28 protein-coding genes are annotated in these 23,048 nt (G+C 64.9%); 14 read left to right on the forward strand and 14 right to left on the reverse strand.

Annotation, left to right across the window (positions count from 1 at the left end; genetic code table 11):
* Positions 1 to 49 precede the first annotated feature (49 nt).
* Entirely contained in the window at positions 50 to 2,053 is a 2,004-nt protein-coding gene (gene rpoD / locus P9239_RS21975; RefSeq protein ID WP_309754784.1) for an RNA polymerase sigma factor RpoD, read from the forward strand.
* A 79-nt stretch (positions 2,054 to 2,132) separates the two neighbouring features.
* Here rpoD and P9239_RS21980 read toward each other — a convergent pair whose 3' ends face one another.
* Together P9239_RS21980 and P9239_RS21985 are read right to left on the reverse strand one after the other, a co-directional pair.
* Entirely contained in the window at positions 2,133 to 2,450 is a 318-nt protein-coding gene (locus tag P9239_RS21980) for a hypothetical protein (RefSeq protein ID WP_309754786.1), read from the reverse strand.
* Between the two features lie 443 nt (positions 2,451 to 2,893).
* Complete coding sequence (locus tag P9239_RS21985) at positions 2,894 to 3,598, reverse strand: glutathione S-transferase N-terminal domain-containing protein (RefSeq protein ID WP_309754788.1); 705 nt, start codon at positions 3,596 to 3,598, stop codon at positions 2,894 to 2,896.
* A gap of 169 nt (positions 3,599 to 3,767) precedes the next feature.
* On the opposite strand from P9239_RS21985, the gene P9239_RS21990 reads away from it, so the two are divergent.
* Together P9239_RS21990 and P9239_RS21995 are read left to right on the forward strand one after the other, a co-directional pair.
* Positions 3,768 to 4,265, forward strand: a complete 498-nt coding sequence (locus P9239_RS21990; RefSeq protein ID WP_309754789.1) for a hypothetical protein — start codon at positions 3,768 to 3,770, stop codon at positions 4,263 to 4,265.
* Between the two features lie 140 nt (positions 4,266 to 4,405).
* On the forward strand, positions 4,406 to 5,185 hold the full coding sequence (locus P9239_RS21995; RefSeq protein ID WP_309754791.1) for an SDR family oxidoreductase: 780 nt from the start codon (positions 4,406 to 4,408) through the stop codon (positions 5,183 to 5,185).
* Between the two features lie 12 nt (positions 5,186 to 5,197).
* Here P9239_RS21995 and P9239_RS22000 read toward each other — a convergent pair whose 3' ends face one another.
* Positions 5,198 to 5,428, reverse strand: a complete 231-nt coding sequence (locus P9239_RS22000; RefSeq protein ID WP_175945753.1) for a hypothetical protein — start codon at positions 5,426 to 5,428, stop codon at positions 5,198 to 5,200.
* Between the two features lie 379 nt (positions 5,429 to 5,807).
* Between P9239_RS22000 and P9239_RS22005 the strand changes: the two genes are divergently transcribed.
* Together P9239_RS22005 and P9239_RS22010 are read left to right on the forward strand one after the other, a co-directional pair.
* Positions 5,808 to 6,596 carry a lipoyl protein ligase domain-containing protein gene (locus P9239_RS22005; RefSeq protein ID WP_309755560.1) on the forward strand — a complete coding sequence of 263 codons (789 nt, stop codon included), beginning with the start codon at positions 5,808 to 5,810 and terminating at the stop codon, positions 6,594 to 6,596.
* A gap of 40 nt (positions 6,597 to 6,636) precedes the next feature.
* Positions 6,637 to 7,479 carry a hypothetical protein gene (locus tag P9239_RS22010; RefSeq protein WP_309754794.1) on the forward strand — a complete coding sequence of 281 codons (843 nt, stop codon included), beginning with the start codon at positions 6,637 to 6,639 and terminating at the stop codon, positions 7,477 to 7,479.
* Positions 7,480 to 7,485: 6 nt separating this feature from the next.
* Here P9239_RS22010 and P9239_RS22015 read toward each other — a convergent pair whose 3' ends face one another.
* Both P9239_RS22015 and P9239_RS22020 read right to left on the reverse strand, forming a co-directional pair.
* Positions 7,486 to 7,998 carry a glycine zipper family protein gene (locus tag P9239_RS22015; protein ID WP_309754797.1) on the reverse strand — a complete coding sequence of 171 codons (513 nt, stop codon included), beginning with the start codon at positions 7,996 to 7,998 and terminating at the stop codon, positions 7,486 to 7,488.
* A gap of 24 nt (positions 7,999 to 8,022) precedes the next feature.
* Positions 8,023 to 8,376: a hypothetical protein gene (locus P9239_RS22020; RefSeq protein WP_404989719.1), complete on the reverse strand. Its 354-nt coding sequence runs from the start codon at positions 8,374 to 8,376 to the stop codon at positions 8,023 to 8,025.
* 154 nt (positions 8,377 to 8,530) lie between these two features.
* Here P9239_RS22020 and P9239_RS22025 point away from each other — a divergent pair, with 154 nt between their 5' ends.
* Positions 8,531 to 9,157: an NUDIX domain-containing protein gene (locus P9239_RS22025; RefSeq protein ID WP_309754801.1), complete on the forward strand. Its 627-nt coding sequence runs from the start codon at positions 8,531 to 8,533 to the stop codon at positions 9,155 to 9,157.
* On the opposite strand, the gene modC is transcribed toward P9239_RS22025, so the two are convergent.
* From modC to modA, 3 genes are read right to left on the reverse strand one after another with little or no spacing between them, the layout of a single operon-like run.
* A complete protein-coding gene (gene modC, locus P9239_RS22030) occupies positions 9,132 to 10,277 on the reverse strand; it encodes a molybdenum ABC transporter ATP-binding protein (protein WP_309754804.1) in 1,146 nt (381 codons plus the stop codon). The two genes, P9239_RS22025 and modC, sit on opposite strands and share 26 nt — an antisense overlap.
* Positions 10,270 to 10,950: a molybdate ABC transporter permease subunit gene (gene modB, locus P9239_RS22035; RefSeq protein WP_309754806.1), complete on the reverse strand. Its 681-nt coding sequence runs from the start codon at positions 10,948 to 10,950 to the stop codon at positions 10,270 to 10,272. The genes modC and modB overlap by 8 nt, the downstream gene beginning before the upstream one ends.
* 7 nt (positions 10,951 to 10,957) lie before the next feature.
* The gene (gene modA / locus P9239_RS22040; RefSeq protein ID WP_404980128.1) at positions 10,958 to 11,725 is read right to left on the reverse strand and encodes a molybdate ABC transporter substrate-binding protein; all 768 of its coding nucleotides are present in this window, start codon (positions 11,723 to 11,725) and stop codon (positions 10,958 to 10,960) included.
* A 259-nt stretch (positions 11,726 to 11,984) separates the two neighbouring features.
* Between modA and P9239_RS22045 the strand changes: the two genes are divergently transcribed.
* The 3 genes from P9239_RS22045 (at position 11,985) to P9239_RS22055 (ending at position 13,794) form a co-directional block, all read left to right on the forward strand.
* Positions 11,985 to 12,782, forward strand: coding sequence for an enoyl-CoA hydratase/isomerase family protein (locus P9239_RS22045; protein WP_309754809.1), 798 nt, complete (start codon positions 11,985 to 11,987; stop codon positions 12,780 to 12,782).
* A gap of 15 nt (positions 12,783 to 12,797) precedes the next feature.
* On the forward strand, positions 12,798 to 13,463 hold the full coding sequence (locus P9239_RS22050; RefSeq protein WP_309754812.1) for a glutathione S-transferase family protein: 666 nt from the start codon (positions 12,798 to 12,800) through the stop codon (positions 13,461 to 13,463).
* Positions 13,464 to 13,599: 136 nt separating this feature from the next.
* Entirely contained in the window at positions 13,600 to 13,794 is a 195-nt protein-coding gene (locus tag P9239_RS22055; protein ID WP_309754815.1) for a hypothetical protein, read from the forward strand.
* 257 nt (positions 13,795 to 14,051) lie between these two features.
* On the opposite strand, the gene P9239_RS22060 is transcribed toward P9239_RS22055, so the two are convergent.
* The 3 genes from P9239_RS22060 to P9239_RS22070 all read right to left on the reverse strand — a co-directional run bounded on the left by P9239_RS22060 (position 14,052) and on the right by P9239_RS22070 (position 16,597).
* Positions 14,052 to 14,378 (reverse strand): cytochrome c, encoded by a 327-nt coding sequence (locus tag P9239_RS22060; RefSeq protein WP_309754817.1) that lies wholly within the window; start codon positions 14,376 to 14,378, stop codon positions 14,052 to 14,054.
* On the reverse strand, positions 14,375 to 15,643 hold the full coding sequence (locus P9239_RS22065) for a PQQ-dependent sugar dehydrogenase (RefSeq protein ID WP_309754819.1): 1,269 nt from the start codon (positions 15,641 to 15,643) through the stop codon (positions 14,375 to 14,377). Before P9239_RS22065 ends, P9239_RS22060 begins: the two co-directional genes overlap by 4 nt.
* A gap of 183 nt (positions 15,644 to 15,826) precedes the next feature.
* Complete coding sequence (locus P9239_RS22070; RefSeq protein WP_309754820.1) at positions 15,827 to 16,597, reverse strand: hypothetical protein; 771 nt, start codon at positions 16,595 to 16,597, stop codon at positions 15,827 to 15,829.
* A 137-nt stretch (positions 16,598 to 16,734) separates the two neighbouring features.
* On the opposite strand from P9239_RS22070, the gene P9239_RS22075 reads away from it, so the two are divergent.
* Positions 16,735 to 17,934 carry a polysaccharide pyruvyl transferase family protein gene (locus P9239_RS22075; protein WP_309754823.1) on the forward strand — a complete coding sequence of 400 codons (1,200 nt, stop codon included), beginning with the start codon at positions 16,735 to 16,737 and terminating at the stop codon, positions 17,932 to 17,934.
* A 35-nt stretch (positions 17,935 to 17,969) separates the two neighbouring features.
* Here P9239_RS22075 and P9239_RS22080 read toward each other — a convergent pair whose 3' ends face one another.
* Entirely contained in the window at positions 17,970 to 18,413 is a 444-nt protein-coding gene (locus tag P9239_RS22080) for an SET domain-containing protein-lysine N-methyltransferase (protein ID WP_309754826.1), read from the reverse strand.
* A 426-nt stretch (positions 18,414 to 18,839) separates the two neighbouring features.
* On the opposite strand from P9239_RS22080, the gene P9239_RS22085 reads away from it, so the two are divergent.
* The 3 genes from P9239_RS22085 to P9239_RS22095 all read left to right on the forward strand — a co-directional run bounded on the left by P9239_RS22085 (position 18,840) and on the right by P9239_RS22095 (position 20,197).
* Positions 18,840 to 19,187: a cupin domain-containing protein gene (locus P9239_RS22085; RefSeq protein ID WP_309754829.1), complete on the forward strand. Its 348-nt coding sequence runs from the start codon at positions 18,840 to 18,842 to the stop codon at positions 19,185 to 19,187.
* A 119-nt stretch (positions 19,188 to 19,306) separates the two neighbouring features.
* Positions 19,307 to 19,678, forward strand: a complete 372-nt coding sequence (locus P9239_RS22090) for a DUF6723 family protein (RefSeq protein WP_404980122.1) — start codon at positions 19,307 to 19,309, stop codon at positions 19,676 to 19,678.
* 129 nt (positions 19,679 to 19,807) lie between these two features.
* Entirely contained in the window at positions 19,808 to 20,197 is a 390-nt protein-coding gene (locus P9239_RS22095) for a hypothetical protein (protein WP_309754832.1), read from the forward strand.
* Positions 20,198 to 20,284: 87 nt separating this feature from the next.
* On the opposite strand, the gene P9239_RS22100 is transcribed toward P9239_RS22095, so the two are convergent.
* Complete coding sequence (locus P9239_RS22100; RefSeq protein ID WP_309754835.1) at positions 20,285 to 20,872, reverse strand: hypothetical protein; 588 nt, start codon at positions 20,870 to 20,872, stop codon at positions 20,285 to 20,287.
* A gap of 74 nt (positions 20,873 to 20,946) precedes the next feature.
* Between P9239_RS22100 and P9239_RS22105 the strand changes: the two genes are divergently transcribed.
* A complete protein-coding gene (locus P9239_RS22105; protein ID WP_309754838.1) occupies positions 20,947 to 22,755 on the forward strand; it encodes an ATP-dependent DNA helicase RecQ in 1,809 nt (602 codons plus the stop codon).
* 24 nt (positions 22,756 to 22,779) lie between these two features.
* Here the strand turns inward: P9239_RS22105 and P9239_RS22110 are convergent, their stop codons facing one another.
* A complete protein-coding gene (locus P9239_RS22110) occupies positions 22,780 to 22,983 on the reverse strand; it encodes a CsbD family protein (protein ID WP_309754844.1) in 204 nt (67 codons plus the stop codon).
* Positions 22,984 to 23,048: the final 65 nt, after the last annotated feature.

Here is a 23,048-nt window from a genome sequence, read left to right on the forward strand (position 1 = left end):
CGCTTCCGGGGACCCTGTCATCGCCGAGCAAACCTGTCGAGGAGAAAGTATGGCAAGTTTTGATCGGGAAGATTCGGAGCTGGATATCGTCGCGCCGGCGCGCAAGTCGCCTGGCCGACGCGCAGGCAAAGCAAAGGGCCAGACCGGCGCCGTGCAGCCCGATGTCGTGATGACGGCGGAGCAGGACGAAGAGCGTCAGCGTCAGATGCGCGCGTTGATTCAGTTGGGCAAGGAGCGTGGCTATCTCACGCATGCCGAGATCAACGACCATTTGCCCGATAACTTCGCGCAAACGGCGGCGATGGAAACCATCGTCAGCACGTTCAACGACATGGGCGTGGCTGTCTACGAGCAAGCGCCGGACGCCGAGACGCTGCTGTTGAGCGACAACGCGCCTGCCGTCGTGACCGATGAGCAATCGGAAGAGGAAGCCGAAAACGCGCTGTCTACTGTCGATTCCGAATTCGGCCGCACGACGGATCCGGTTCGCATGTATATGCGGGAGATGGGCGCGACCGAGCTGCTCACGCGCGCCGGCGAAATCGCCATCGCGAAGCGCATCGAAGACGGCTTGCACGAGATGATCCAGGCGATCGCCGCGTGTCCGTCTACGGTCGCGAGCATCCTGGCCGACGCCGCACAAGTCGAATCGGGCGAGCTGAAAATCGACGAACTCGTTGACGGCTTGAAGGAAGACGACGCAGCGGAAGAAGACATTTCGGCCTCCGAAGTCACGGAAGCGACGGACATCGATACGGACACCGAAGAATCGGACGGCGACGATGACGACGACGGCGATATCGAGGGCGGGGACGCCGGCGCGTCGAACGAAGCGCGCCTGAAGCAGTTGAAGGCCGACTGCCTCGAAATCTTCGGTCGCGTGCGCGAGCTGGCGGAACAAGCCAGTCATCCGAAGGGTTCGGGTGCCGCAGCAACGAAGGCGGTCGAACGCGCGCGTGCGGAGATTCAGCGCGAGCTCGGGTCGATCCGCTTTACGGCCAAGACTATCGATCGCCTGTGCGCCAACGTTCAGCAGCAAGTCGCACAAGTGCGGGAGATCGAACGCCGCGTTTTGCAGATCGCGGTGGACCGTTGCGGAATGCCGCGCGAGAAGTTCGTCGAGTCGTTTCCGGGTCACGAGACCGATCACGAATGGACCGCACGCACGGCGGCAAGCTCGAAGCAGTACGGTGCATCGCTTGAACGCAGTCTGCCGGCCATTCAGGCCGAGCAGCAAAAGCTCATCGACATCGAAGCCACTGTCGCGATGCCGCTCAAGCAACTCAAGCAGATCAACCGTCAGATGACGGCTGCCGAGTTGAAGATGCGTCAGGCGAAGCGCGAGATGATCGAAGCGAACCTGCGTCTCGTGATTTCGATCGCGAAGAAGTACGTCAATCGCGGCATGCAGTTCCTCGACCTCATTCAGGAAGGCAACATCGGCCTGATGAAGGCGGTGGACAAGTTCGAATATCGCCGCGGCTGGAAGTTCTCGACGTATGCGACGTGGTGGGTGCGTCAGGCCGTGACGCGTTCGCTGGCGGATCAGGCGCGCACCATCCGCGTGCCGGTTCACATGATCGAAACGATCAACAAGCTGAACCGTATCTCGCGCGAGATTCTGCAGCAGACGGGCCAGGAAGCGCATCCGTCGGTGCTCGCCGAGCGTATGGAGATGCCCGAGGAGAAAATTCGCGGCATTCTCAAGATCGCGAAGCAGCCGGTGTCGCTGGAAACGCCTGTCGGTGAAGATGCCGATGCAACGCTCGGCGACATGATCGAAGACCAGGGCGCCGCGTCGCCGGCAGATGCCGCCGTGCACGCGAACATGCGCGCCGCAATCGACGATGCGCTCAACGCGCTGTCGCCGCGCGAAGCGAAGGTGCTGCGGATGCGTTTCGGTATCGACACGGCGTCGGACTACACGCTCGAGGAACTCGGCAAGCAGTTCGACGTGACGCGCGAGCGTATTCGTCAGATCGAGAGCAAGGCGATGCGCAAGCTCATGCATCCGAGCCGCGCGGACAAACTGCGTCCGTTCCTGGATCGCTAATCTCCGAAGCCGCAGTTCGGGCATCTCAGCAACGCGTGCCGTCCATTGGACGGCACGCGTTTTTTATTGCGTACGCGCTTCAGCCGTGCGTCGTACCTTTCGGCGCCGAACCCGCCGCGCACGCCTGTAGCGCGACAATCGCCTTGCGCGCGAGCGTCACCGTCTCTTCGCAGGCGTGAACGTTGGCGAAGATCGAACAGCCACCACCCGCGTCGATTTTCGACACCGCGCGGCGCACTCGCTCCAGCGCCGATTGCGGCGAGCCGCTGTCTTTGACGATGGCCGCGACATCGAAAGCGCTGCCTCCGTCGGTTTCGACGTAACCGGGGCATTGCGCATCGGCCCGTGCGTGAGCGGCCACGGACATCGACGCAACAAACGCCGTGGCGGCCAGCATTGGCGCGCCGCGCATACGAAGACGAATCAAGCGAAGAAAGTTCATGGCGTCGTGACCCAGCGAAGCATCGAATCGGAAGATGACGCGCACGACGCAGCGATAGCCATACACAGTGCCGCGTTGTCCACAGTTTCCGTGCACAAGCGTGTGGATATCCTGAGCATCGCCGAGCCAACGCGTTGATGCGAAACGTGTTTCGCCCGACGTGCGAAATGCGCGCGTGATGACTCATTGTGGACCCGTTGCAAAAAGCGCGTCGGGCAACGCGAGAACGCGGACGCGCAGGATGCGCGCTCCGCGTCGTTGTCCACAATTTCAGTGGTCAAGTGTGTGGATATCCTGAGCACCACGCGTTTAACGCATTGACGGCAAACGCGTTTCTTTCGACGTCGCGCGAGCGCGCGCCGGGCCGCGACGACAACGCGCGTCCGCAGTGCTTCGACTCAAACGCGCTTCGGACTGTCGAGCCCGCGCTGCACCGCCGGCCGCGCGACGAACGCGTCGAGCGCGCGCTGTACATGCGCGAACGCGTCGAATCCGACGATATCGCGCGCCTCGTAAAACCCCACCAGATTGCGCACCCAAGGAAACACCGCGATATCCGCGACGCTGTAGTCGTCACCCATGATCCACGCGCGTTCAGCGAGCCGCGCGTCCAGCACGCCGAGCAGACGCTTCGACTCCGCCACGTAGCGGTCACGCGGACGCTTGTCCTCGTAATCCTTGCCCGCGAATTTATGGAAGAAGCCCAGTTGCCCGAACATCGGACCGATGCCGCCCATCTGGAACATCAGCCATTGAATCGCTTCATAGCGGCGCGCCGGATCTTTCGGCAGGAACTGGCCGGACTTGTCGGCGAGATAGATCAGGATCGCGCCGGATTCGAAGAGTGCGAGCGGTTCGCCGCCGGGGCCGTTCGGATCGATGATCGCGGGAATCTTGTTGTTCGGATTCAGCGATAGGAATTCCGCCGACATCTGATCGTTCGTATCGAAACGCACAAGATGCGGCTCGTAAGGCAGGCCGGTTTCCTCCAGCATGATGGACGCCTTGACGCCGTTCGGCGTCGGCAGCGAGTACAGCTGGATGCGCTCGGGATGCTGCGCGGGCCACTTGCGGGTGATCGGGAAATCGGAGAGCGCGGGCATGGAGATTCCTGTTCGGGGCTTGTCGTTTGGAAGCGCCCAATATAGCGACTTCGCGCACCGGACGCAGGCTCAACGCGGTGCCGCATGTCGCGAAAAAAACTGGCTCGCAAATTGCTGCGTTCGTCATGCTTCAGCGACCGACTTTCTCAACCGCTGCCTTGCCGCCGCCATGAAAACCGTTCCTCTCGCAACGCTGACCGCGCTCGCCGCTTTGGCTGGGGCAGTCATGCCCAGCGTGTCGCAGGCTTATCCGCTCGAGCGACAGCTCGATTGCAAGTCGAGCGCGCATCGCTTCATTGCGCCGCTGCGCGACGAGCGTTACATCGACGACAGCCCAATGCGCGTGGAAGCGAACTCGGTCAACGCGTTCCGCCCCACGCACGGCAGCGACCTCACCGCGTACGGCTTTCGCGTCTACGCGGTGCTCGGCTACGAGCAGGGCGACGCCATGTTCAAGCAGGGCACCGGCGCACCGATCAACGATTCGGCCTACGGCGTCGTCGTGGTCGGGTCGAAAGAGTCGGTCGAGGCCCGCGTGCGCGAGTCGGGCAGCACGGCCGTGGTGCACGAAGTCGTGCCATTGCTGATGACCGCGATTTTTTGCAACGGCAGCGCCATGCGCAACACGGCCGGCACGGGCGCGACCGACGCGGCCGGCAGTCAGTGAAACGGCGCTGCAAGGCATTTCGCCGATAATGCTCTCCACATTGACGGCTCGCGCACTGTCGCGCGCCACCCAACAACCATTCACAGGGAACCGGAAGAAGACGCTCGCGCGCCCACTCCGGTCGACAGGAGAACGGAGACATGCCTGAAGCAGCGAAGACGAATTCCCGTATTGCCATCGTGACCGGGGCGGGCAGCGGCATCGGGCGCGCGGCGGCGCTCGCGCTTTTGGGCGACGGCTGGTCGGTCGTGCTCGCGGGTCGCCGCGCGGCGCCGCTGGAAGCGGTTATCGCTGAAGCGGAAGCGGGCGCGGGCGCGGGCGAACGCGGCCTCGCCGTGCCGACCGACGTTGCCGACCCGCAATCGGTCGAGCGGCTCTTTCAGGCGGCAGTCGAGCGGTTCGGCCGCGTCGATCTGCTGTTCAACAACGCGGGCGTGACCAATCCGCCGGGACCGTTCGAAGACTGGACGCCGGAACAGTGGCAGGGCGTCGTGAACGTCAATCTGAACGGCATGTTCTATTGCCTGCAGCAGGCGTTCCGCACCATGCGCGCGCAGTCGCCAAAAGGCGGGCGCATCATCAATAACGGTTCCATTTCCGCGAGCGCGCCGCGCCCGAATTCGGCCGCATACACCGCGACGAAGCACGCCGTCGCGGGCCTCACCAAATCCGCATCGCTCGACGGGCGCAAGCACGACATCGCGGTCGGTCAGATCGACATCGGCAATGCGCTCACCGAACTCTCGGAACGCATGTCGCGCGGCGTGCCGCAGGCGAACGGCGAGATCGCCGTCGAGCCGATGATGGACGTGAAGATCGTCGGCCAATCGGTGCTGTATATGGCGAACTTGCCGCTCGAAGCGAACGTGCTGTTCCACACCGTGATGGCCACCAAGATGCCGTTCGTCGGGCGCGGCTGACGCGCGCGTCGTCTATTCGGTGCGATACCAGACGCGAATGCCCGAGTACCAATGGCTGACGCTGGTATCGTCACCCGCGCCGAAGGTCGAGAGACTTTCCACGTTCAACACGTCGATGCGGTTCTCCGCGATCCACCGGTTCGCGCGTTCCACGAGCGCCGCGCCGTTCTCGTACACGTTGCCCTTGATAAGGTGATGCTGCACCACCTGGCGCTCGAAATCCTCGTAGGCGATCTTCGTCATCGGTCGTCTCCTTTTCCTGTTTTTGTCGGCCCGCGTTCCTGCGCCGCTGCCTTGGCTGTCGCGGCGCAGCAAGCCGTGCGAATATTTCCGTACTGCCGATCCGAACATCATATGGCCTGAAACATGCCGCGCGCGGGGCGGTTTACCCGTGGTCCGGCGTGTCCGGCGCAGGTTAGACAGTCGCCGTGAACGCATCTTTCGGCGTCTCCGAAAAGGCGCACGAGCGAATGCGCGCCTGGCTCCGATGCATGCCGCAACGCCTTACGGACGGACGAAGCGCCATTACATGACGCGCCGCCGCTGCACGCATTTGGCCGCCGACGCCGTTCTTCGCTACCATCTTCCCGTGGCGTCGACCGGCGCGGCCTTCTTCCATCCCATGCCCTTCATTCTGCTCGATCCCGCTTCGCTCCCCGGCGATCCGCTCGACGCCGAAGAAGCATTGCTCGCCCGCGCCGCATCGGGCGATTGCGTCGCGCATATCTGGACGACGCCCGTGTCGCTCTCCGTGCCGCGCAGCTACCAGCGTTACCCCGCGCTCGCCGATGCGCGCGCGGCCTTCGCCTGGCGTGGCTGCCCCGTGTGGCTGCGTCTGTCGGGCGGCGGCCTCGTGCCGCAAGGGCCGGGCATCGTCAACGTGAGCCTTGCGTATGCCGTGCACGCGCCGATGGGCGCGCTCGCGGACTCCGTCTATCTGCATCTGTGCGGCGTGCTCGCAGATGCCCTGCGATCACTCGGCGTTCTCACGCATCATCAAGCGGTGCAAGGCTCGTTCTGCGATGGCCGCTTCAACCTCGCGTGGGGCCCGGGCGACGACGCGCGTAAGATCGCGGGCACCGCGCAGTACTGGCGGCGGGTGCCCCAGTCAGCCGATGAGCCCGCCGATGAGCCAGCCGATGAGCCAGCCGATGAGCCCGCCGCGCCGCGCTATGCCGTGCTCGCGCACGCGGTGCTGCTGGTGGACGCGGATCCGGTCGAGATCAACGAGCGCGCGAACGCGTTCGAGGCGCTCATCGGCAGCGGCCGCAAGTATCAGGAGATGAAGGTCGTCACCGTTGCGCAGGCGCTCGCCTACGAGGGCTTCGAGATTCCCGCAAACCTGCAAACGCGGGTGTGCAGCGCGCTCGCCGCGCGCCTCGCGCAGGCTTCGCTGCCCGAGGCAAGCTGAACGTCCGGCGGCTGTCCGTTTCAACCGCATCGAGGTGGCCATGCCGCTCAGACGTGCATCGAACGGCTTCTTTTTTGCGCTGTGGGTGGCCGTCTGCGCGGCCTCGCCCGAGTTCCTGTGGCAGGGACTGATTTCGCTCTTCGGACACTTCTCGCTGACGGATGCCGCCGCGGCGCTGCTGATCGGCGCGATTCTCGCGTTCTTCGTCGATCCGGTGCTCGAACGCCTGCGCGCGCTTGGTGAGGATTCGACGCACGCCCGGCCCGGAAAGTCGCCCGCATTCGCCGCTTGCGAAGCGTTGAGCTTCGCGGTCGTGGCCGTGTGCGTGCACGAGGCGATCACCGTGTATGTCGCCGCGAGCCATGCGAACGCGCAGGCCAGCGAGAATCTGGCGAAGGCGGTTGCACAGGCGCTGCAATGGGCGGCGATGCCGTTCGCTATCACCCTTGCGTGGCTCGCGGCGCGCGGGCCGCGCCGGACGGCCTGGCCTGCGGCAGTGCTCGCGGTGGTGACTGGCTATCTCTGCGGGCGGCTCTTCGAGTGGGAAGGGCGCGTGATCGCGACGACCCTGATCCCTTCGGCGCTAATTCTGATAGCAGGTTGCGCGATCGTGCGCGAGCAATGGGACCCGTCTACGTTTCACCGCTGCGCCCGTGCGACCGCTGTTGTCGCGCTGACGTGGCTCGCGGTGACCGGCGCGCTGCAACTTGCGCTGTGGCTGGCGCACGTGCAGAGCTTTCGCATCTACACGAGCGCGGAGTTCTGGAGCGACCTGCGGTTTTATATCGGCTGGGTGACGGGGCTCGTGGTCGCGCCGGGGCTCGTCGCCCCGATTCATCCCCACGCGCGCCCCGCCGACGATAGCTGGCGCAGACGCCGCTAACGCCGTTCAACTCGCGGGCGGCGGGGGCGGCTGGATGCCCGGCGGCGGTGGCGGCGGTGCGTAATAAGCGCCGTTGGGCGGTGCCGTGCGCACGGCGCCGCTGACGGGCACTTTGTCGCCCGCCGCGTACATGCACTGCAGATACGCGTAGTCGTAGCGGCGCTGCACGCCGTAGCCCGACGACTGCGCCGCGCCGACGCCGAACGCGCTGCCTGTCAGCAAGCCCGCGCCCGCGCCGATAGCCGCGCCCGAACCGCCGCCGAACGCCGCGCCCGCCGCCGCGCCGATGGCGGTGCCGACGACTGCGCTTCCGACCGCGCTGTTGGTCGCAGCCTGATCGGCGCTGACGCCGCCAACTTGCTGAAACGCGAACTGACGGCATGAGGCGTCGTCGGCGCGGAACTGGTCGAACGTCTTGGTCGAGCCGGGAAGCGCCATGACGCTGGGCCCGCTCGGCATGACGGTGCATGCCGAGAGGCCGGTGAGCGTGAGAAGAAATGCGAGGCTTCGGTAGTTCATGAACGTGACTTCGCTAGGACTGCATTATTGGTTCGACGGCGGAGGCGGTTGTGCCGGGACTTCGCGCCAGCCGCCCGGGCATTCCTTCACATAGGGGTAGTACGTGCGCGAACCGTCGCAGTAGTACCAGGAGCCGCTCGGCTGCGCGGGAGCGGCGGCGGGCTGTCCCTGTTCGACATAGGTGGTCGGTGCGGCGGGCACCGCAACCACGGGCGCGGCCGGATAGTAGTAATACGGCGCAGGCGCCACGGGGTAATACAGCGGCGCGCCGAACCAGATTCCGACATGGCCGCCGGCATGCGCGGTGGCGGCCACGCCAGCCGTGGCGACCACCGACATCGCAATAAGAGCCTTCAGGCGATTCACAACTTTCTCCAAAGAATTACTTGCGCGGTTAATTCGCGGCAGGAAACAGATGCTCGCCAATGGCCGCAGACCGTGCATCCTTCTACGCTATTCCAGTTGCCGGCGAACTTCAATTACCGGGCGCAGTATGATTCTTTCAGCGTGTTACCCGGTAATAATGCGTGACATGACACTGTCGACCGAGGAGATCATGACCGAAGCAGGCGCCACACATGAACGGGTTCGCGTGGTTGAGACAGTCGTGCTGTCCGACGACTGGTACGTGCTGAGAAAAGTCATCTTCGACTTTCGCCGCCGCGACGGCACATGGCAGCGGCAGAGCCGCGAAACCTACGACCGCGGCAACGGCGCGACCATCCTGCTGCACAATCCGCGCACCGGCACGGTTCTTCTGACGCGGCAGTTCCGCATGCCGGCGTTCGTCAACGGCCACGATGGCATGCTGATCGAAGCGCCGGGCGGATTGCTCGACGACGCGACGCCCGACGCGCGCATTCGCGCCGAAGTGGAGGAAGAGACGGGCTATCGGGTCGGGCACATCGAGAAGATTTTCGAAGCGTTCATGAGCCCCGGATCGGTGACGGAGAAGCTCTACTTCTATGTCGGCGAATACGACGGATCGATGCGCGTCGGCGACGGCGGCGGCGTGATTGACGAGGGCGAAGAAATCGAGGTCATCGAAACGCCGCTCGCCGACGCCATCGCGATGATCGAACGTGGCGAGATCATGGACGGCAAGACGATCATGCTCTTGCAGTACCTCGCGCTCAGGCGAGCAGCGACACCGCTTTGACCTGCGCCCACACGCGCACGCCCGGCGCAATCCTCAAACGATCCAATGAGTAGCGCGTGACGCGCGCAAGCAGCGGCGAGCCGTCCACGTCCAGCCGCACGACGGCCTGCGGTTCGTGCGCGTCGTCGGAAATCGCTTTCACCGTGGCGGGAAGCACGTTCAGCACGCTGCTTTGCGTGCTGTCGTGCTCGCCGGTGATGAGGCTCACGTCGCGCGCCTTCACGGTCACGCGCATCGGCTTGCCCTCGGCGACGCGGTCGTGCAGCACGTGCAGCACGTTGGGCGTCGCGCGTCCGCCCGGCAGTGCGAGCGTCAGCAGCCGATACCGCGCGTCGTAGCCCGCGACGACGCCTTCCAGCACCACCGAGGCGTCGTCGGCGAGGGCGATCGGCAGATCGAGCCGCGCGAGCGTCTCCGTGATCGGACCGCTAGCGATGGCGCGACCAGCGTCGAGCAGCACGAGATGATCCGCGAGCCGCGCGACTTCCTCGGGCGCGTGGCTCACGTAGAGCATCGGGACGTCGAGTTCGTCGTGCAGACGTTCGAGATACGGCAGGATTTCGAGCTTGCGTTTGTGGTCGAGCGACGCCAGCGGTTCATCGAGCAGCAACAGGCGCGGGCTCGTCAAAAGCGCCCGCGCGATGCCCACGCGCTGCCGCTCGCCGCCCGACAGCCCGGCGGGCATACGGGCGAGCAAGTGCGCGATGCCGAGCAGTTCCACGGCGTGCGCAAGATCGACGCGACGGCTCGCTGCCGGCACGCGCCTGAGCCCATAGCGCAGGTTTTTTTCGACGCTCAAATGCGGGAAAAGGCTCGCTTCCTGAAAGACGTAGCCGAGCGGCCGCCGATGTGTCGGCAGGAAAACGCGGCGCTCGGTGTCCAGCCACACGTCGCCGTTGACCACGAGCCGCCCGCGCGCCGGACGTGCGAGTCCGGCGAGGCAACGCAAAAGCGTCGTCTTGCCCGAGCCCGATTGACCGAAGATCGCGGTGACGCCGCGCTCCGGCAAGTTCAGATCGACATCGAGCGAAAAGCCGCCCTGTTCGACGACGAAGCGCGCTTCGATGACCGCGTGCGTTGCGCGGCTGCGTGCAGGGGGAGGCGAAAGGGCTTCAGACATGCGCCGCCGCCGTCCGTCGAGTCGAATAAAGCAAAAGCAGCACGACGAACGAGAAAAGCACCATGCCGCCCGCGAGCCAATGCGCCTGCGCATATTCGAGCGCCTCGACGTGATCGAAAATCTGCACGGACACCACGCGGGTTCGCCCCGGAATATTGCCGCCGATCATCAGCACGACGCCGAACTCGCCGACGGTATGCGCGAAGCCGAGAATCGTCGCGGTCACGATGCCCGGCCGGGCGAGCGGCAGCGCCACCGTGAAGAACGTGTCCCACGGACCCGCGCGCAGCGTCGCGGCGGCTTCGAGCGGACGCCGGCCGATGGCTTCGAACGCGTTCTGCAGCGGTTGCACGACGAACGGCAGCGAATAGATCACCGAGCCCACGACGAGCCCGGCGAATGTGAACGGCAATAGTCCGATGCCCGCCGCCTGCGTGAGCTTGCCGACATAGCCGTTCGGTCCCATCAGGACGAGCAGATAGAAGCCGATGACCGTCGGCGGCAGCACGAGCGGCAGTGCGACGACGGCGCCGACCGGGCCTTTCATCCGCGATGTAGTGCGCGCAAGCCACCACGCGACGGGCGTGCCGATGACGAGCAGCAGCGCCGTCGCGAGCGACGCGAGTTCCAGCGTCAGCGTGATGGCCTGGAGATCGGCGGAATCGATCAGCATGTGCGCTTCAGAGTTGATAGCCGAAGGACTTGATCACCGCCGCGGCCTTCGGGCCCTTCAGATAATCTTCGAACTGCTTCGCGACGGGATTGTCCCGGCCTTTGTTCAGAATGACCGCGTCCTGCTTGATCGGCTCATGCAGCGACGCGGGCACGATCCACGCCGAGCCGCCCGTGATCTTGCCGTTCTTGTAGATCTGCGACAGCGCGACGAAGCCCAGTTCCGCATTGCCCGTCGCGACGAACTGCTGCGCCTGCGAGATGTTCTGCCCTTCGACGATCTTCGACGCCACGGCCTGCGTCAGCCCGAGCTTGTCGAGTGCCTGCGTCGCGGCGAGGCCGTACGGCGCGGCTTTCGGATTCGCTATCGCGAGATGCGTGAACTGGTTCTTCTTCAGCACGTCGCCCTTGTCGTCCACGTAGCCGTCTTTCGCCGACCACAGCGCAAGCGTGCCGGTCGCATACGTGAAACGGCTGCCGGGCACCGTCAGCCCTTCGCTTTCGAGCTTGGCGGGCGTGGTGTCGTCGGCGGCGAGAAACACGTCGAACGGCGCGCCGTTCTTGATCTGCGCGTAGAACTGGCCCGTCGCGCCGTAGGAGGCGACGACCTTGTTGCCCGTATCCTTCTCGAAGTCGGCGGCGATTGCCTGCACCGGCGCGGTGAAATTAGCGGCGACCGCGACCTGCACTTCGCCGGCGAACGCGGCGGATGCCGCCATGCAGGCAGCGAACGGAAGCGAAAATCCAAGCACCGTGCGGATGAAACGAATCTTCACGTAGAGGCTCCTGTTGTTTCTCATGATCGATGTATCGCGGCATCTGCGGCCGGACGAGCCTGCGTAATATAGCCGAATATATTACGGGCGTTCGTGACATGATGAGCATGAAGCACACGCAGGGGACGTGTGAGCGCGCCTCATGAACCCCGATTGACCGCGCTTGCCATTCTCGATAAAACTGGCTTACATGGCATGACGCAGCATCCATTCGAATTGAGCCGCGCTCACAATGCTGCGGCAAACGAGGAGACAAGACATGAGCGACGCAATAAATCTGCAACGCCTGAAACTTTCGGTCGACGGTCCGATTGCCCGCGTGACGCTCGATAGGCCCGATGTGCGCAACGCGTTCGACGACGCGGCCATCGTCGAGCTGACTGCCGCGTTTCGCGCGCTCAACGACGACGCCAACGTGCGCGCGATCGTTCTTGCGGCGAACGGCCCGGCCTTCTGCGCGGGCGCGGATCTGAACTACATGAAGCGCATGGCGGGCTTTACCGACGCCGAAAATCGCGCCGATGCGCTCGGCCTCGCGACCATGCTCAACACCATCTACACGAGCGCGAAGCCGGTCATCGCCCGCGTGCAGGGCGACGTCTACGCGGGCGGCGTGGGCTTGGTGGCCGCGTGCGATATTGCGGTCACCGTGGACACGGCGCAGTTCTGCCTGTCCGAAGCGAGACTCGGTCTGATGCCCGCGACCATTGCGCCGTACGTGATCCGCGCGATGGGCGCGCGCGCGGCGCATCGGTACTTCGTGACAGCCGAGCGTTTCGATGCGGCCGAGGCCTTGCGCATCGGCTTCGTGCATCAGATCGTCGCAGCCGATGCGCTGGACACGGCCGTCGACGCCATCGCCGCGAGCATCGCCGCGAATAGCCCGAATGCGGTGCGTGAATGCAAGCGGCTGGTCGCAGATCTGGCGGGCAGCGCGATCGACGAGGCGCTCATGTCGGACACGGCGGATCGGATTGCGCGGATTCGCGCATCCGACGAAGGGCGCGAGGGCGTGCGCAGTTTCCTCGAAAAGCGCAAGCCGTCGTGGCTTGCTTGAGCACGGAGCGCGGCGATGATCACGCTGCATCACTGCGTCAGCGCGCGTTCGTTCAGGCCGTTGTGGGCGCTCGAAGAGATCGGCCTGCCGTATGAATTGAAGATGCTGCCGTTCCCGCCACGGATGATGGCGCGCGGTTTCATGGACGTGAATCCGCTCGGCACGGTGCCCGCGTTCTCCGATGGCGCGCTCTTCATGACCGAGTCCGCCGCGATCTGCCAATATCTTGCGGCGCGCTATTCGCCCGGCGTGCTGGATGTCGCCGTGCACGAGGCCGACTTCGGGCGCTATCTGCACTTTCTGCACTTTGGCGAGGCGACGCTCACGTTCCCGCAGACGCTCGTGCTGCGCTACACGCATTTCGAGCCGCCGGAGCGTCGCCAGCCACAGGTCGCGGAAGACTACGCGCGATGGTTTCACGCGCGGTTGCGCGCGCTCGCGCCGCTTCTGGAGCGGCAGGAATATTTGTGCGCGGGCCGCTTCACGGCGGCGGACATTTCGGTCGGCTATGCGTTGATGCTGGCGGAGCATCTCGGCTTGAGCGCGCGCTTCGCCGAACCGGTCGCGCTTTACTGGAAGCGATTGCGAGAACGAGAGAGCTTCACCCGCGCGATGCGCGCACAAGATGTCGCCGCCCGCGCGCAGGGCGTCTCGCCCGTGCCCGCGCCGGATACGCGCTGACGGCCCGTTCCCCCCCTTCACGTCCCTCCCTCCGTGGGGCTGTGCGACGTGCCGCATGGCTCTACTCTGCGCATCAGGCGCTGACGTTCGACGCGCCTGTCCCAGACGACAAGTGTTCTCTCACGGAGTGCCGGCGATGTACGTCTTTTCGTGGTTCTTATCGATGATCGTGGCGCTCGCCGCGACGGGCGCGATCCTTTTTGCGTTGCCGGGCTCGGCCGCCGAAGAACTGACTATCGCGACCGCGCCGCAAGCTATGCTGGCTTCGGACGCAAATCCTGCGGACGCGATGCTCGCGTCGTGTGTCGGCGAAGGGAAGCAGTCGCGGTAAGTGCTTCGGCGTCAATCGGTTAAGGCATCGGTCAGCCGATTATCCACAGGCTTTTCCCCGGATTCTGTGGATATGTGATCGCCGCTGAGAGCAAGTTCACCGCCCTGCATGGGCAGGCGGCAGACCAAAAAAAAGCCCGCTCAAGAGAGCGGGCTTGAATCCACATCGGTTGAGACATGGAGGAGACAAGGGCTAGTATAAACCCTTAGTCCGCCAAGTCAAGCGTTCGTTAGAAAAAAATCGAGCGCATGACGACGTCACTGCTTGCCGAGGCTGTGGTAATAGCTCGCCAGATTCGCGACATCCGTATCCGACAAACCTTTCGCCACCACCGACATCATCTCGTTCTGCCGTGCGCCCGAACGGAAGTCGTTGAGCGCCTTCACCAGATATTCCTCCGTCTGACCCGCAAGGTTCGGCGCCTCGGGCAGCTTCGACATGCCGTCGAGCCCGTGACAAGCCTGACACTGCGCCGCCTTGGCGCGTCCCGCCTTGATATCGCCGGCCGCGAGCGACGCGTCCGACATCGTCGCCAGGAGCGCGGCGAGCGCCGCGAGCGCCGCCGTCTGTATCGCGCGGCTCATTTCGACCCCGTGTACGAGATGCGGTAGATCGCGCCCGCGTAGTCGTCGGAGACGAGGAGCGATCCGTCCTGCAGCATCTGCACATCGACCGGACGGCCCATGTATTCGCCGCTCTGCGTGAGCCAGCCTTCCGCGAAAACTTCCGTCTCGCCGGCCGTGCCGTCGTCCTTAATCGGCGTGTACATGATGCGCGCGCCGATCGGCTTCGTGCGATTCCACGAGCCGTGCTCCGCGTCGAAGATGCCGCCCTGATACTTCTGCGGGAACATCTTGCCGGTGTAGAACGACATGCCGAGGTCGGCGGCGTGCGCGGCGAACTCGACCTGCGGGAACACGACGCCCGCCGGCGGGTTCTGGTCCTTGTACTCGACCGTGCGCACCTTGCCGCCGCCGTACCACGGAAAGCCGAAGTTCTCGCCGGCCTTCGTCGCGTGGTTCAGCTCGCCGGGCGGCGTATCGTCGCCCATGCCGTCCACCTGATTGTCGGTGAACCACAGGGTCTTGTCCTTGGGGCTGAAATCGAGGCCGACCGAGTTGCGCACGCCATGCGCATACACTTCGCGGTTCTTGCCGTCCTGATCCATGCGGATGATTCCAGCGAGCCCGGCGCGATCCAGTTCGGCGAGCTTGTCTTTCGGCGGCACGTTCCACGGTTGTCCGAGCGCGATATACAGCTTCTTGTCCGGTCCGATGCGGCACGCGCGCGCGCCGTGGTTGAAGCTCTCGAACTGCGTCGGAATCAGCTTGCCCTGCGGCACGACAACGGCCGCCGCCACGTCGGGGCCGCCTTCGCCGAAGAACTGCGCGGCCGGAAAGCCGAGCACGCGGTTCTGCTCGACCACGTAGAGAATGCCGTCCGGTGAGAAGCACACACCGTTGGGCACTTTGAACGTCACCGAAGAGGCGAACTGCACGACGTCGCTGGCAACGCGTTGCTTCGTCCGGTCCGTCACCTGCCACACGCGATTCTTCCGCGTGCCGACGAACACCACGCCCGTCGATGGCTCGATTGCCATATGCCGCGCCTCCGGCACCACCGCATAGAGTTCGATCTTGAAGCCGGGCGGCAGCTTGATCTGCTTGAGGTTTTCGCGCAGGGCGTCCGCCGTTTGTCCCGTCTGCGGGACCGTTTCGGGTGGTTGCGTATTGCCTGTCTGACGGAAGTTGGACAGCGTGCCGACGTTATCCTGCGCAGCGTCGGCGGGCGGCATGCAGGCGAACATCGCGCCGGCGGCCAACGGCAAGAGCTTGAGCGTTGCGTTCATCCGGTTGTCTCCTTTTTTACGTCATCGAAAGATGTTGTTGGAACAACACGACTTCTTGCCGAGCCGGACGCGTCCGCGCGCAGGCGTGCGCGACCGGCTGCGGTAAAGCAATGTTAGGACATGAAACGCCGTATGTAAGCGCGCGTGACGTTCTTCGATGGGCGTGCTCGCAGGCGCCGGGCGTTATTTCCGGCCGTCGAAGAGAAACACGTTGGAGCGGTCGGGGCTCGGCAGCGCGACCATGAGCCGTGCGCCGTCAACGATGCCGCTGCCTTCAACCGTCGCGTCGGGAAGCGGGCAGGGCGCCGGGCCGAACGTCACGGTTACCGCGTAGGCGTTCACGCCGGGGCGCGGGCGCACGGTTCCCTTGAAGATGCAGCCGGCGCTGGTCGTGCCGGCGGCGTAGCCATCCGCGGCGACGGTGATGCGCGTGGTCGTCGAGCCGCCGAGGGACATGCCGCGTCCGCTGTACAGGCCGCCGGCATTGGCGAGCGTCGGCGCGGTGTCGAGCATGGGCGCGGCGCTCGCGCGGAAGATGCGGCTTTCGCCACCGTCGGCGCGCGTGATTGCGCCCTCGACGGCGGGCGCGTGCGCGAAGTTCGCCGTGAACGATACCGGCGACGGCGGCGCTTCGCCGATGCGGTAATCCAGCGCGGAGGCGCTCGTGAAACGTCCGTCGCTCGTTTGCGAGCCGTTGGCTGCAATCGCGACGCCGGCAAGACCGCCGCCGTTCGCATCGGCATGAAAGAGGTACGCGGTGCCGTCGAAGAGCATGAGCAAGGTGGCGTCGCCGCTGCCGAGCGTGCCTTTATAGACGCCGCCCGAGGGCAGCGTCGTCGTGACGGATGCGGGCGGCGGCGCGGGCGGCTCGATCGTCGAACAGGCCGCGACGAGCAGAACGCAGGGAAGCGCAAGCGGGGCAGGGAACAGTGCGGCGCGTGTCGTGCTCGTCATCGAAGGCTCCGGTCGCGGTCGGGCCGCCTCGCGTGCGCGAAGCGGGAACGTCCTGTATAGGCGCGCGGCCGCGACGAGTCAAGCGGAGCTAACCTGAGGCCGGGCGCATCGCGTCGGCCGCGTTCGACGGAGGCCATGTGCCCGACACGAATGTCATCATCTTCGGCGCATTCGACCGTCACAACTTCGGCGACATGCTGTTTGCGCACGTCGCTGAACGGCTGCTCGCCGAGCGTCGGCCGGATGCAAAGCCGGTGTTCGCCGGACTGGCCGCGCGCGACATGCGCGCATACGGCGGCCACGATGTCGCCGACCTCGCCGCACTCGCCGGGCGGTGGCGCGACAAGCCCGTCACGCTCGTGCACGCCGGCGGCGAGTTGCTGACGTGCGACGCCTGGGACGCCGCCGTGATGCTCGGCGACCCCGAAGACGCGCAGACCCGCATCGCGCGATACGGCACGCGCACCGACGATCGTTCGGCGTACGCACGCGCGATGCTGCATTCCGATGCTCGCGCGCCCTACGTCGTCGGCCGCGAGACGTTCGCGCAGGCGTCGTCGATTCGCTTCAACGCGGTGGGCGGCGCGTCGCTCGACACGTGCGACGCAGCGCTGCGTGCCGAAGTCCTGACGAAGCTACGGACCGCCGATGACGTGAGTGTGCGCGACGCCCGCACGCAAGCGACGCTGCGTGCCGCATGCATCGCGGCGAGGCTCTTGCCGGACCCTGTGACGATGATCGCCGAACTCTTCGATGCTCGCATTCGCTCGCGTGCCGACGACGGCGCCGCAGCCGACGTGCGGCGGGCGTTCCCGCGCGGCTATCTGGCCGTGCAGTTCAGCGCCGATTTCGGCGACGATGCGACGCTCGACCGGCTGGCGAGCGAACTCGACGCGCTTGCCGAAGCAAGCGGCTTCGGCATCGCGCTGTTTCGCGCGGGCGCGGCGCCGTGGCATGACGATATCGACGCCTACGTGCGTCTTGCGGCGCGCATGACGCAACGTCCGGCGATTTTCCGGTCGCTCGACGTCTGGGACATCTGCGCGTTGATTACCACGAGCGCGGGGTACGTGGGCAGCAGCCTGCACGGGCGTATCGTCGCGATGGCGTACGCGCTGCCGCGCATCAACATGCTTCATCCGGACGAAGCGGCGCGGACCGGCAAGCAGGCGGCGTATGCGCGGACGTGGGAAGAGGCGGACGCGCCGCACGCCGTTGCGATAGAGGACATCGAGGCGGGCATGAAGGACGCGTTGCGCGTGGACCGCGATGTGCTGCGACGGCGTTCAGTAGAGCTTGCCGCCTTGTATCACGCCGGCGCCGCGCCGGGCGATTAGCATCGCCGTCTTCGGAAGCGCGGCGGGGGCGCGTGTCAGCGTTCGTCCGACAGCATCGTGCCCCGGCAGTTCGCTGCGAGGCACCGGCACGCGTAAAGGCGCTTGAGCGCGGCCGTCCGCCGTCCTTCGACTGTGAGCCGATAGTCGATGAAGAGCTCCTGTCCCTTGCCGATGGGACGAAGCGAACGGATGAACACGCGTTCGCCCTCCTGCTCGGCCTCGCAGTTCGGCGCGCAACTGTGATTGAGCCAGCGCGCGGAGTTGCCGCCGCGCGCGCCGTCGATTACGCGGCCGTCGTCGAGTCCGAAGAGGAACGTGTGCCCGTCCTCGGCGTTCGAGCGTTCGTACATGCGCTGCGCTTCCTTCCACGAAAGACGCTGCCCCTTGTACTCGAAGAGCAGCGCGCCCGCGGGCAGATCGGCGAGGGCGAAAACGCCCCGGCCATGAACGGGCGATGTTCGGACAGTGGTTCGACGCATGATGTGGCGAGTCGCAGTGTTGGATGGAGAAGTCGGGCGCGCAGGCGCCGCACGATGATGACGCCGCCATAAAAGGCCGTCATGTCGATGCGCGACGCACGCGAGCTATCGTAACTGCAACGTCGGCGCATGGGGAGGCGCGTGTGACGAATCGTTCCGCTTTTGCGTTGCCGTGCGAGCATGTTTGTGCGATGCCGGCCGGACGGTCGTTCTCGTGGACGACGAACCGAAGACGATGAGACTCGCACGCAGCCGATCATCGGCCGGGCCGATGCCTCCGAGGACGGCCAACGCAGAACAGCAGCGCCACCAACGGCATGAGCGATGCGTGAACGCCCTTCGCAATCAAGCGAGAACAATTCGTTTGCGCCGCGCGGTCACGCTCGATAGCCTCGATGAGTCGATCACGACCGCCAAGGAGCCGCGATGGTCCCGCTCATCGATCTCGAGTCACTCGCCGACACGCCGCACGACGGCTATCTCAACCGCATCATCGGCACCGTCAACGACCACGACATACACATCAGCGTAATGACCGCGCCCTACGAATGGCATCTGCATCCGGACTCGGACGAGACGTTCATCGTCACGGAAGGCACGCTCGTCATCGACTTCGAGGACGGTACGTTGGACGTGCGCGCGGGCCAGATGCTGACGATTCCCGCAGGCGCGCGTCATCGCACGCGGCCGAAGGGCGCGCGGTCGGTCAATCTGACGCTGGAGCGCAAAGACACGCGCACCGTTTTCTGCGACGACCCAAAGCCATCCGAGTGACCGCGCTAATGCGTCCTCGACAGGCGATCCGGCTTGGCAATTGCTCACCCTGTATGCAGCGACATTCCCTTCCCTACGTTCATTCCGACGGCAGGCGCGTACACGAGGTTCGCATCGCGATGCGAACAGCCGTGTTCACGCACTCGTCAGCACAATGGATGCACGGGGTAACGCGCATTCAACCGGTGATTTTCGTGACGTATTCGAGTGGCAGACGCCCCAAGCTTGTTTATTTTCCCACCCGCATCGTCGCGCCGACGCCAGGCGCGAGTGAGAGTGACTTCCAGATTTATGCGTCGTATCGCGGCAGCGCCGCGAGCGGCTATTACGGCACGCTCAAGGTCGTGCGAAAAACGGACGGGCGCTTGCTCTTTCCGTTCGAAGGCGCGGACACGCTCGGACCCTATGCGTCGAAGTCGGACGCGATCGAAGCGGCGCAGCGCCGGGGCGACGAAGTCGTGAAGGCCGATCTCGCGCGTCCCGAACTTTGAACGCCTGCCGGATAATCAATGGAACTTGCGTCGTCGTTTCTTCTCTGAAGGCGGCGGGGCTGGAGCGCGTCTTGCTGTAACGTCGCTCTCCCTGCAACCATGCGCTCCATCCGATTGCCGGCAGCCACCATGACCACCCAACTCAGTGACGTATGTAAATCGCGACTCTTTCGTGTGACGTTGAGCGCGCCTGCCGAGGGCATCGCCTTCGTCATGGCCGATAGCCGCGAAGCCGCCTGGCGCATGGGCAAGACGGTCATCGCAGTAGTGCACGGCGTCGGCGTTCAGAACGTCGCCATCGCAGGCGTGCATTCCTTCGCGGAACTCGTGAGCATGGGAACGTGCGATGACCTCGACATGCGCGTCTTCGAAGTTGCGAGTCCTGATCCGGAGAGCGCTGCGTTCGCCGACGCGCCTTACTTCCTGACCAACGATGCATCGCTGCTCGGCAAGTGGGCCGAGCTTCGCGCGGATCTCGCGGCGAACGTGGCGCGCGCGCTGATCCGGCGGGCGAAGTAGGGCCGCGACGTAAGCTCGGTGCCTGGGTGACGCACGCGCCGATGTCGGCGTGCGTCGAGAGAAAGGAGACTGCGGTGCCGGCGGTGCTCAGGCAGCGACGCGGCGGTTCTGTTTTTCCTGTGCATCGGCGGCAGCAGCGCCGATAGCCGAATCCAGCATGGCCAGCTTGCGTTGCAGCGTGGCGACGCGCTGACTTTGAGAAGGAACGAGCTCGTAATCGCTGTCGAGTTGCGACACGCGCATATCCCAATACTTCGTCGGCAGACGACCCGGTGCGGCGCTGCCTTCCACGAAACTCGCGAGGATCAGTTCCAGGTGCTTGAGTTCGCGTTCCGCGAGCTGAGCCGGTCGACGCTGTCGGAATGCGGGTGCGGCGGCGGCTGCAAGGGTTCGTGTCATGGGAGTCGTCCTGCGTGAAATCGTAAAACGACTACAAAAGCAAGGCGTGTACCTTGTACGGCGTTTTGCGGTGACGAAGATGTTTCCAATTGAAACGGATGTGCCCGAACCCGCGCCGGTATTAGCGTTCACCCTTATTCGTCCGATGGAATCTTGGCCGATGGATGCGACGCGGATTGCAACGCTGCGTCCGTTACCGCACGGAACAGCGCGCAAACTTTTCACACGACCCTGTTCTTTCTTCAAACGTTTGCCGTGGGTCTGGGGCTTGCTCAATTGGCGGCACGCATCCCCGCTTGCTGAACGGCCGGATGTGAACCGCGCAGCGCGCCAATCAGACCGCAATGGACATGAACGACACCACCCGCAGCATCGCCACCCGCGCGCGCAAACCGCTCGACCGTGAAGTCGAAACCGCGCTTCGCAAAGTCTTCGGCTTTCCGCATTTGCGGCCGGGACAGGACGAAGTGATTCGCAGCGTCCTCGACGGCAACGACACGCTCGCCGTCATGCCCACGGGCGCCGGCAAATCCCTGTGCTATCAATTGCCGGCCTTGCAGCTGGACGGCATGACGGTGGTCGTCTCGCCGCTCATCTCGCTCATGCGCGATCAGGCTGTCAAACTGACGGAAGCCGGCGTAGCGGCCACGGTCATCAACAGCACTTTGTCCACGACAGAAGAGCGCGAAGCCATGCAAGCGGTCACCGCAGGCGAGGTCCGCATTCTCTTCGTCACGCCGGAGCGGCTCGTCAATGCGGAATTCACCGCGACGCTCACGTCGAAGGACATGCCCTCGGTGCCGCTCGTGGTCATCGACGAGGCGCATTGCATCTCGCAGTGGGGCCACGACTTTCGGCCCGCGTATGTCGAACTGATTCACGCGGTCAAGACGCTCGGCCGCCCGCCGGTGCTCGCGCTTACGGCGACGGCGACGCCATCGGTCATCGAGGACATCGTGCGCGAATTGCAGATGCGCCACGCGAACGTCATTCATACGGGCGTGTATCGCGACAACCTGCATTTCTCGGTCGAGCAACTGACGAATCCCGAGGACAAACGCGCCCGCGCCATCGAGCTGGCGAGCACGCTGGAAGGCAGCGGCATCATCTATTGCGCGACGGTGGCCGAATGCGACGCGCTTCATGCAGCGCTCCAGGAAGCGGGCGTCGCAGCACAGCGATACCACGGCAAGATGGCCGCCGGCGCGCGAACGGAAGCGCAAGACGCGTTCATGGGCGACGAGGCGCGGGTGATGGTCGCGACGAACGCTTTCGGCATGGGCATCGACAAGCCGGACATTCGCTTCGTGTTGCATGCGCAGGTGCCGGGCAGCCTCGATGCGTACTATCAGGAAGCCGGACGGGCGGGCCGCGACGGCGAGCCGGCCAAGTGCATCCTGCTTTTCGAGCTCAAGGACAAGCAGGTTCAGCAGTTCTTTCTCGGCGGACGCTATCCGAGCGCGGAGACGATACGCCGCGTGGCCGAGACGGTACGCGATCTCGCGCGAGAGAACGCGAGCCAGACGCTCGAAAAGCCGCTGGAACGCCTGCGCGAAGCGTTGCCGCATGTGGGCGTGAACAAGCTGCGCGTCGCGGCGACGCTGCTCAACGACATGGGCGTCACGCGTCGCACGCGTCGCGGCGGCATGAAGTTGATCGACGACGGCGCCGCCATCGGGCAACTCGACGATGCCGCGCAAGGTTATGCCTCGCGAGCCGGGCGCGATCGCGCCGTGCTCGAACGCATGATCAACTACGCGCAAAGCGCGCGCTGCCGCTGGCGCATGCTGCTCGACTACTTCGCCGACGACGCGGACGACGTGCGCGCGCAGTCGCCTGCGGACAAGCAGGAAGTGGAGTATCGCGCGCCTGACGACGAGCTAGGCGGCGGCGCGTGCGGCGCGTGCGACAACTGCCTGCATCCGCCAGAAGTGCACGAGAGCCCGCGCGAGGTGCGCGAACAGGCGTTGTCGGAAGAGCACGAGAAAGAAGCGAAGCCGAAGCGAAGCGCACACACGTTCACTCAGGGCGACCGTGTGCGCGTGCGCCGCTATGGCGATGGCGTCGTGGAGATGGTGAGCGCGGACCGCGTGGCGGTGCGCTTCCCGGACGACGAGACGCGCACCTTCATCGCGCGCTATGTGAAGCGCGCGGCGTGAATAAAAAAATAGAGAAAAGCGGGCTTACGTGTTGGTCGGCTCGCCCGGATCTTCGACGCCCTTCTCGATGTTGTCCTTCTGGTCGCCGTAGTCCTTGCGGTTCGCGCCGTTGGTGATTTCGACGTCGCCTTTCAGCTTGCGGTCCTCGTCACCGGTCACGGTGCCGATGACCGTATCGACCCAGCCCTTCACCTGCTCCTTGATGCCTTCGGTGGTGTCCTTGTTCATGTGGTTCTCCTTACGGGATTAGCGGTGCCAACGCAATGAACGTCGCAACCGCTATGCCCGCCGCT

It is taken from the genome of Caballeronia sp. LZ062 (genome assembly GCF_031450785.1).
Lineage (GTDB): Bacteria > Pseudomonadota > Gammaproteobacteria > Burkholderiales > Burkholderiaceae > Caballeronia.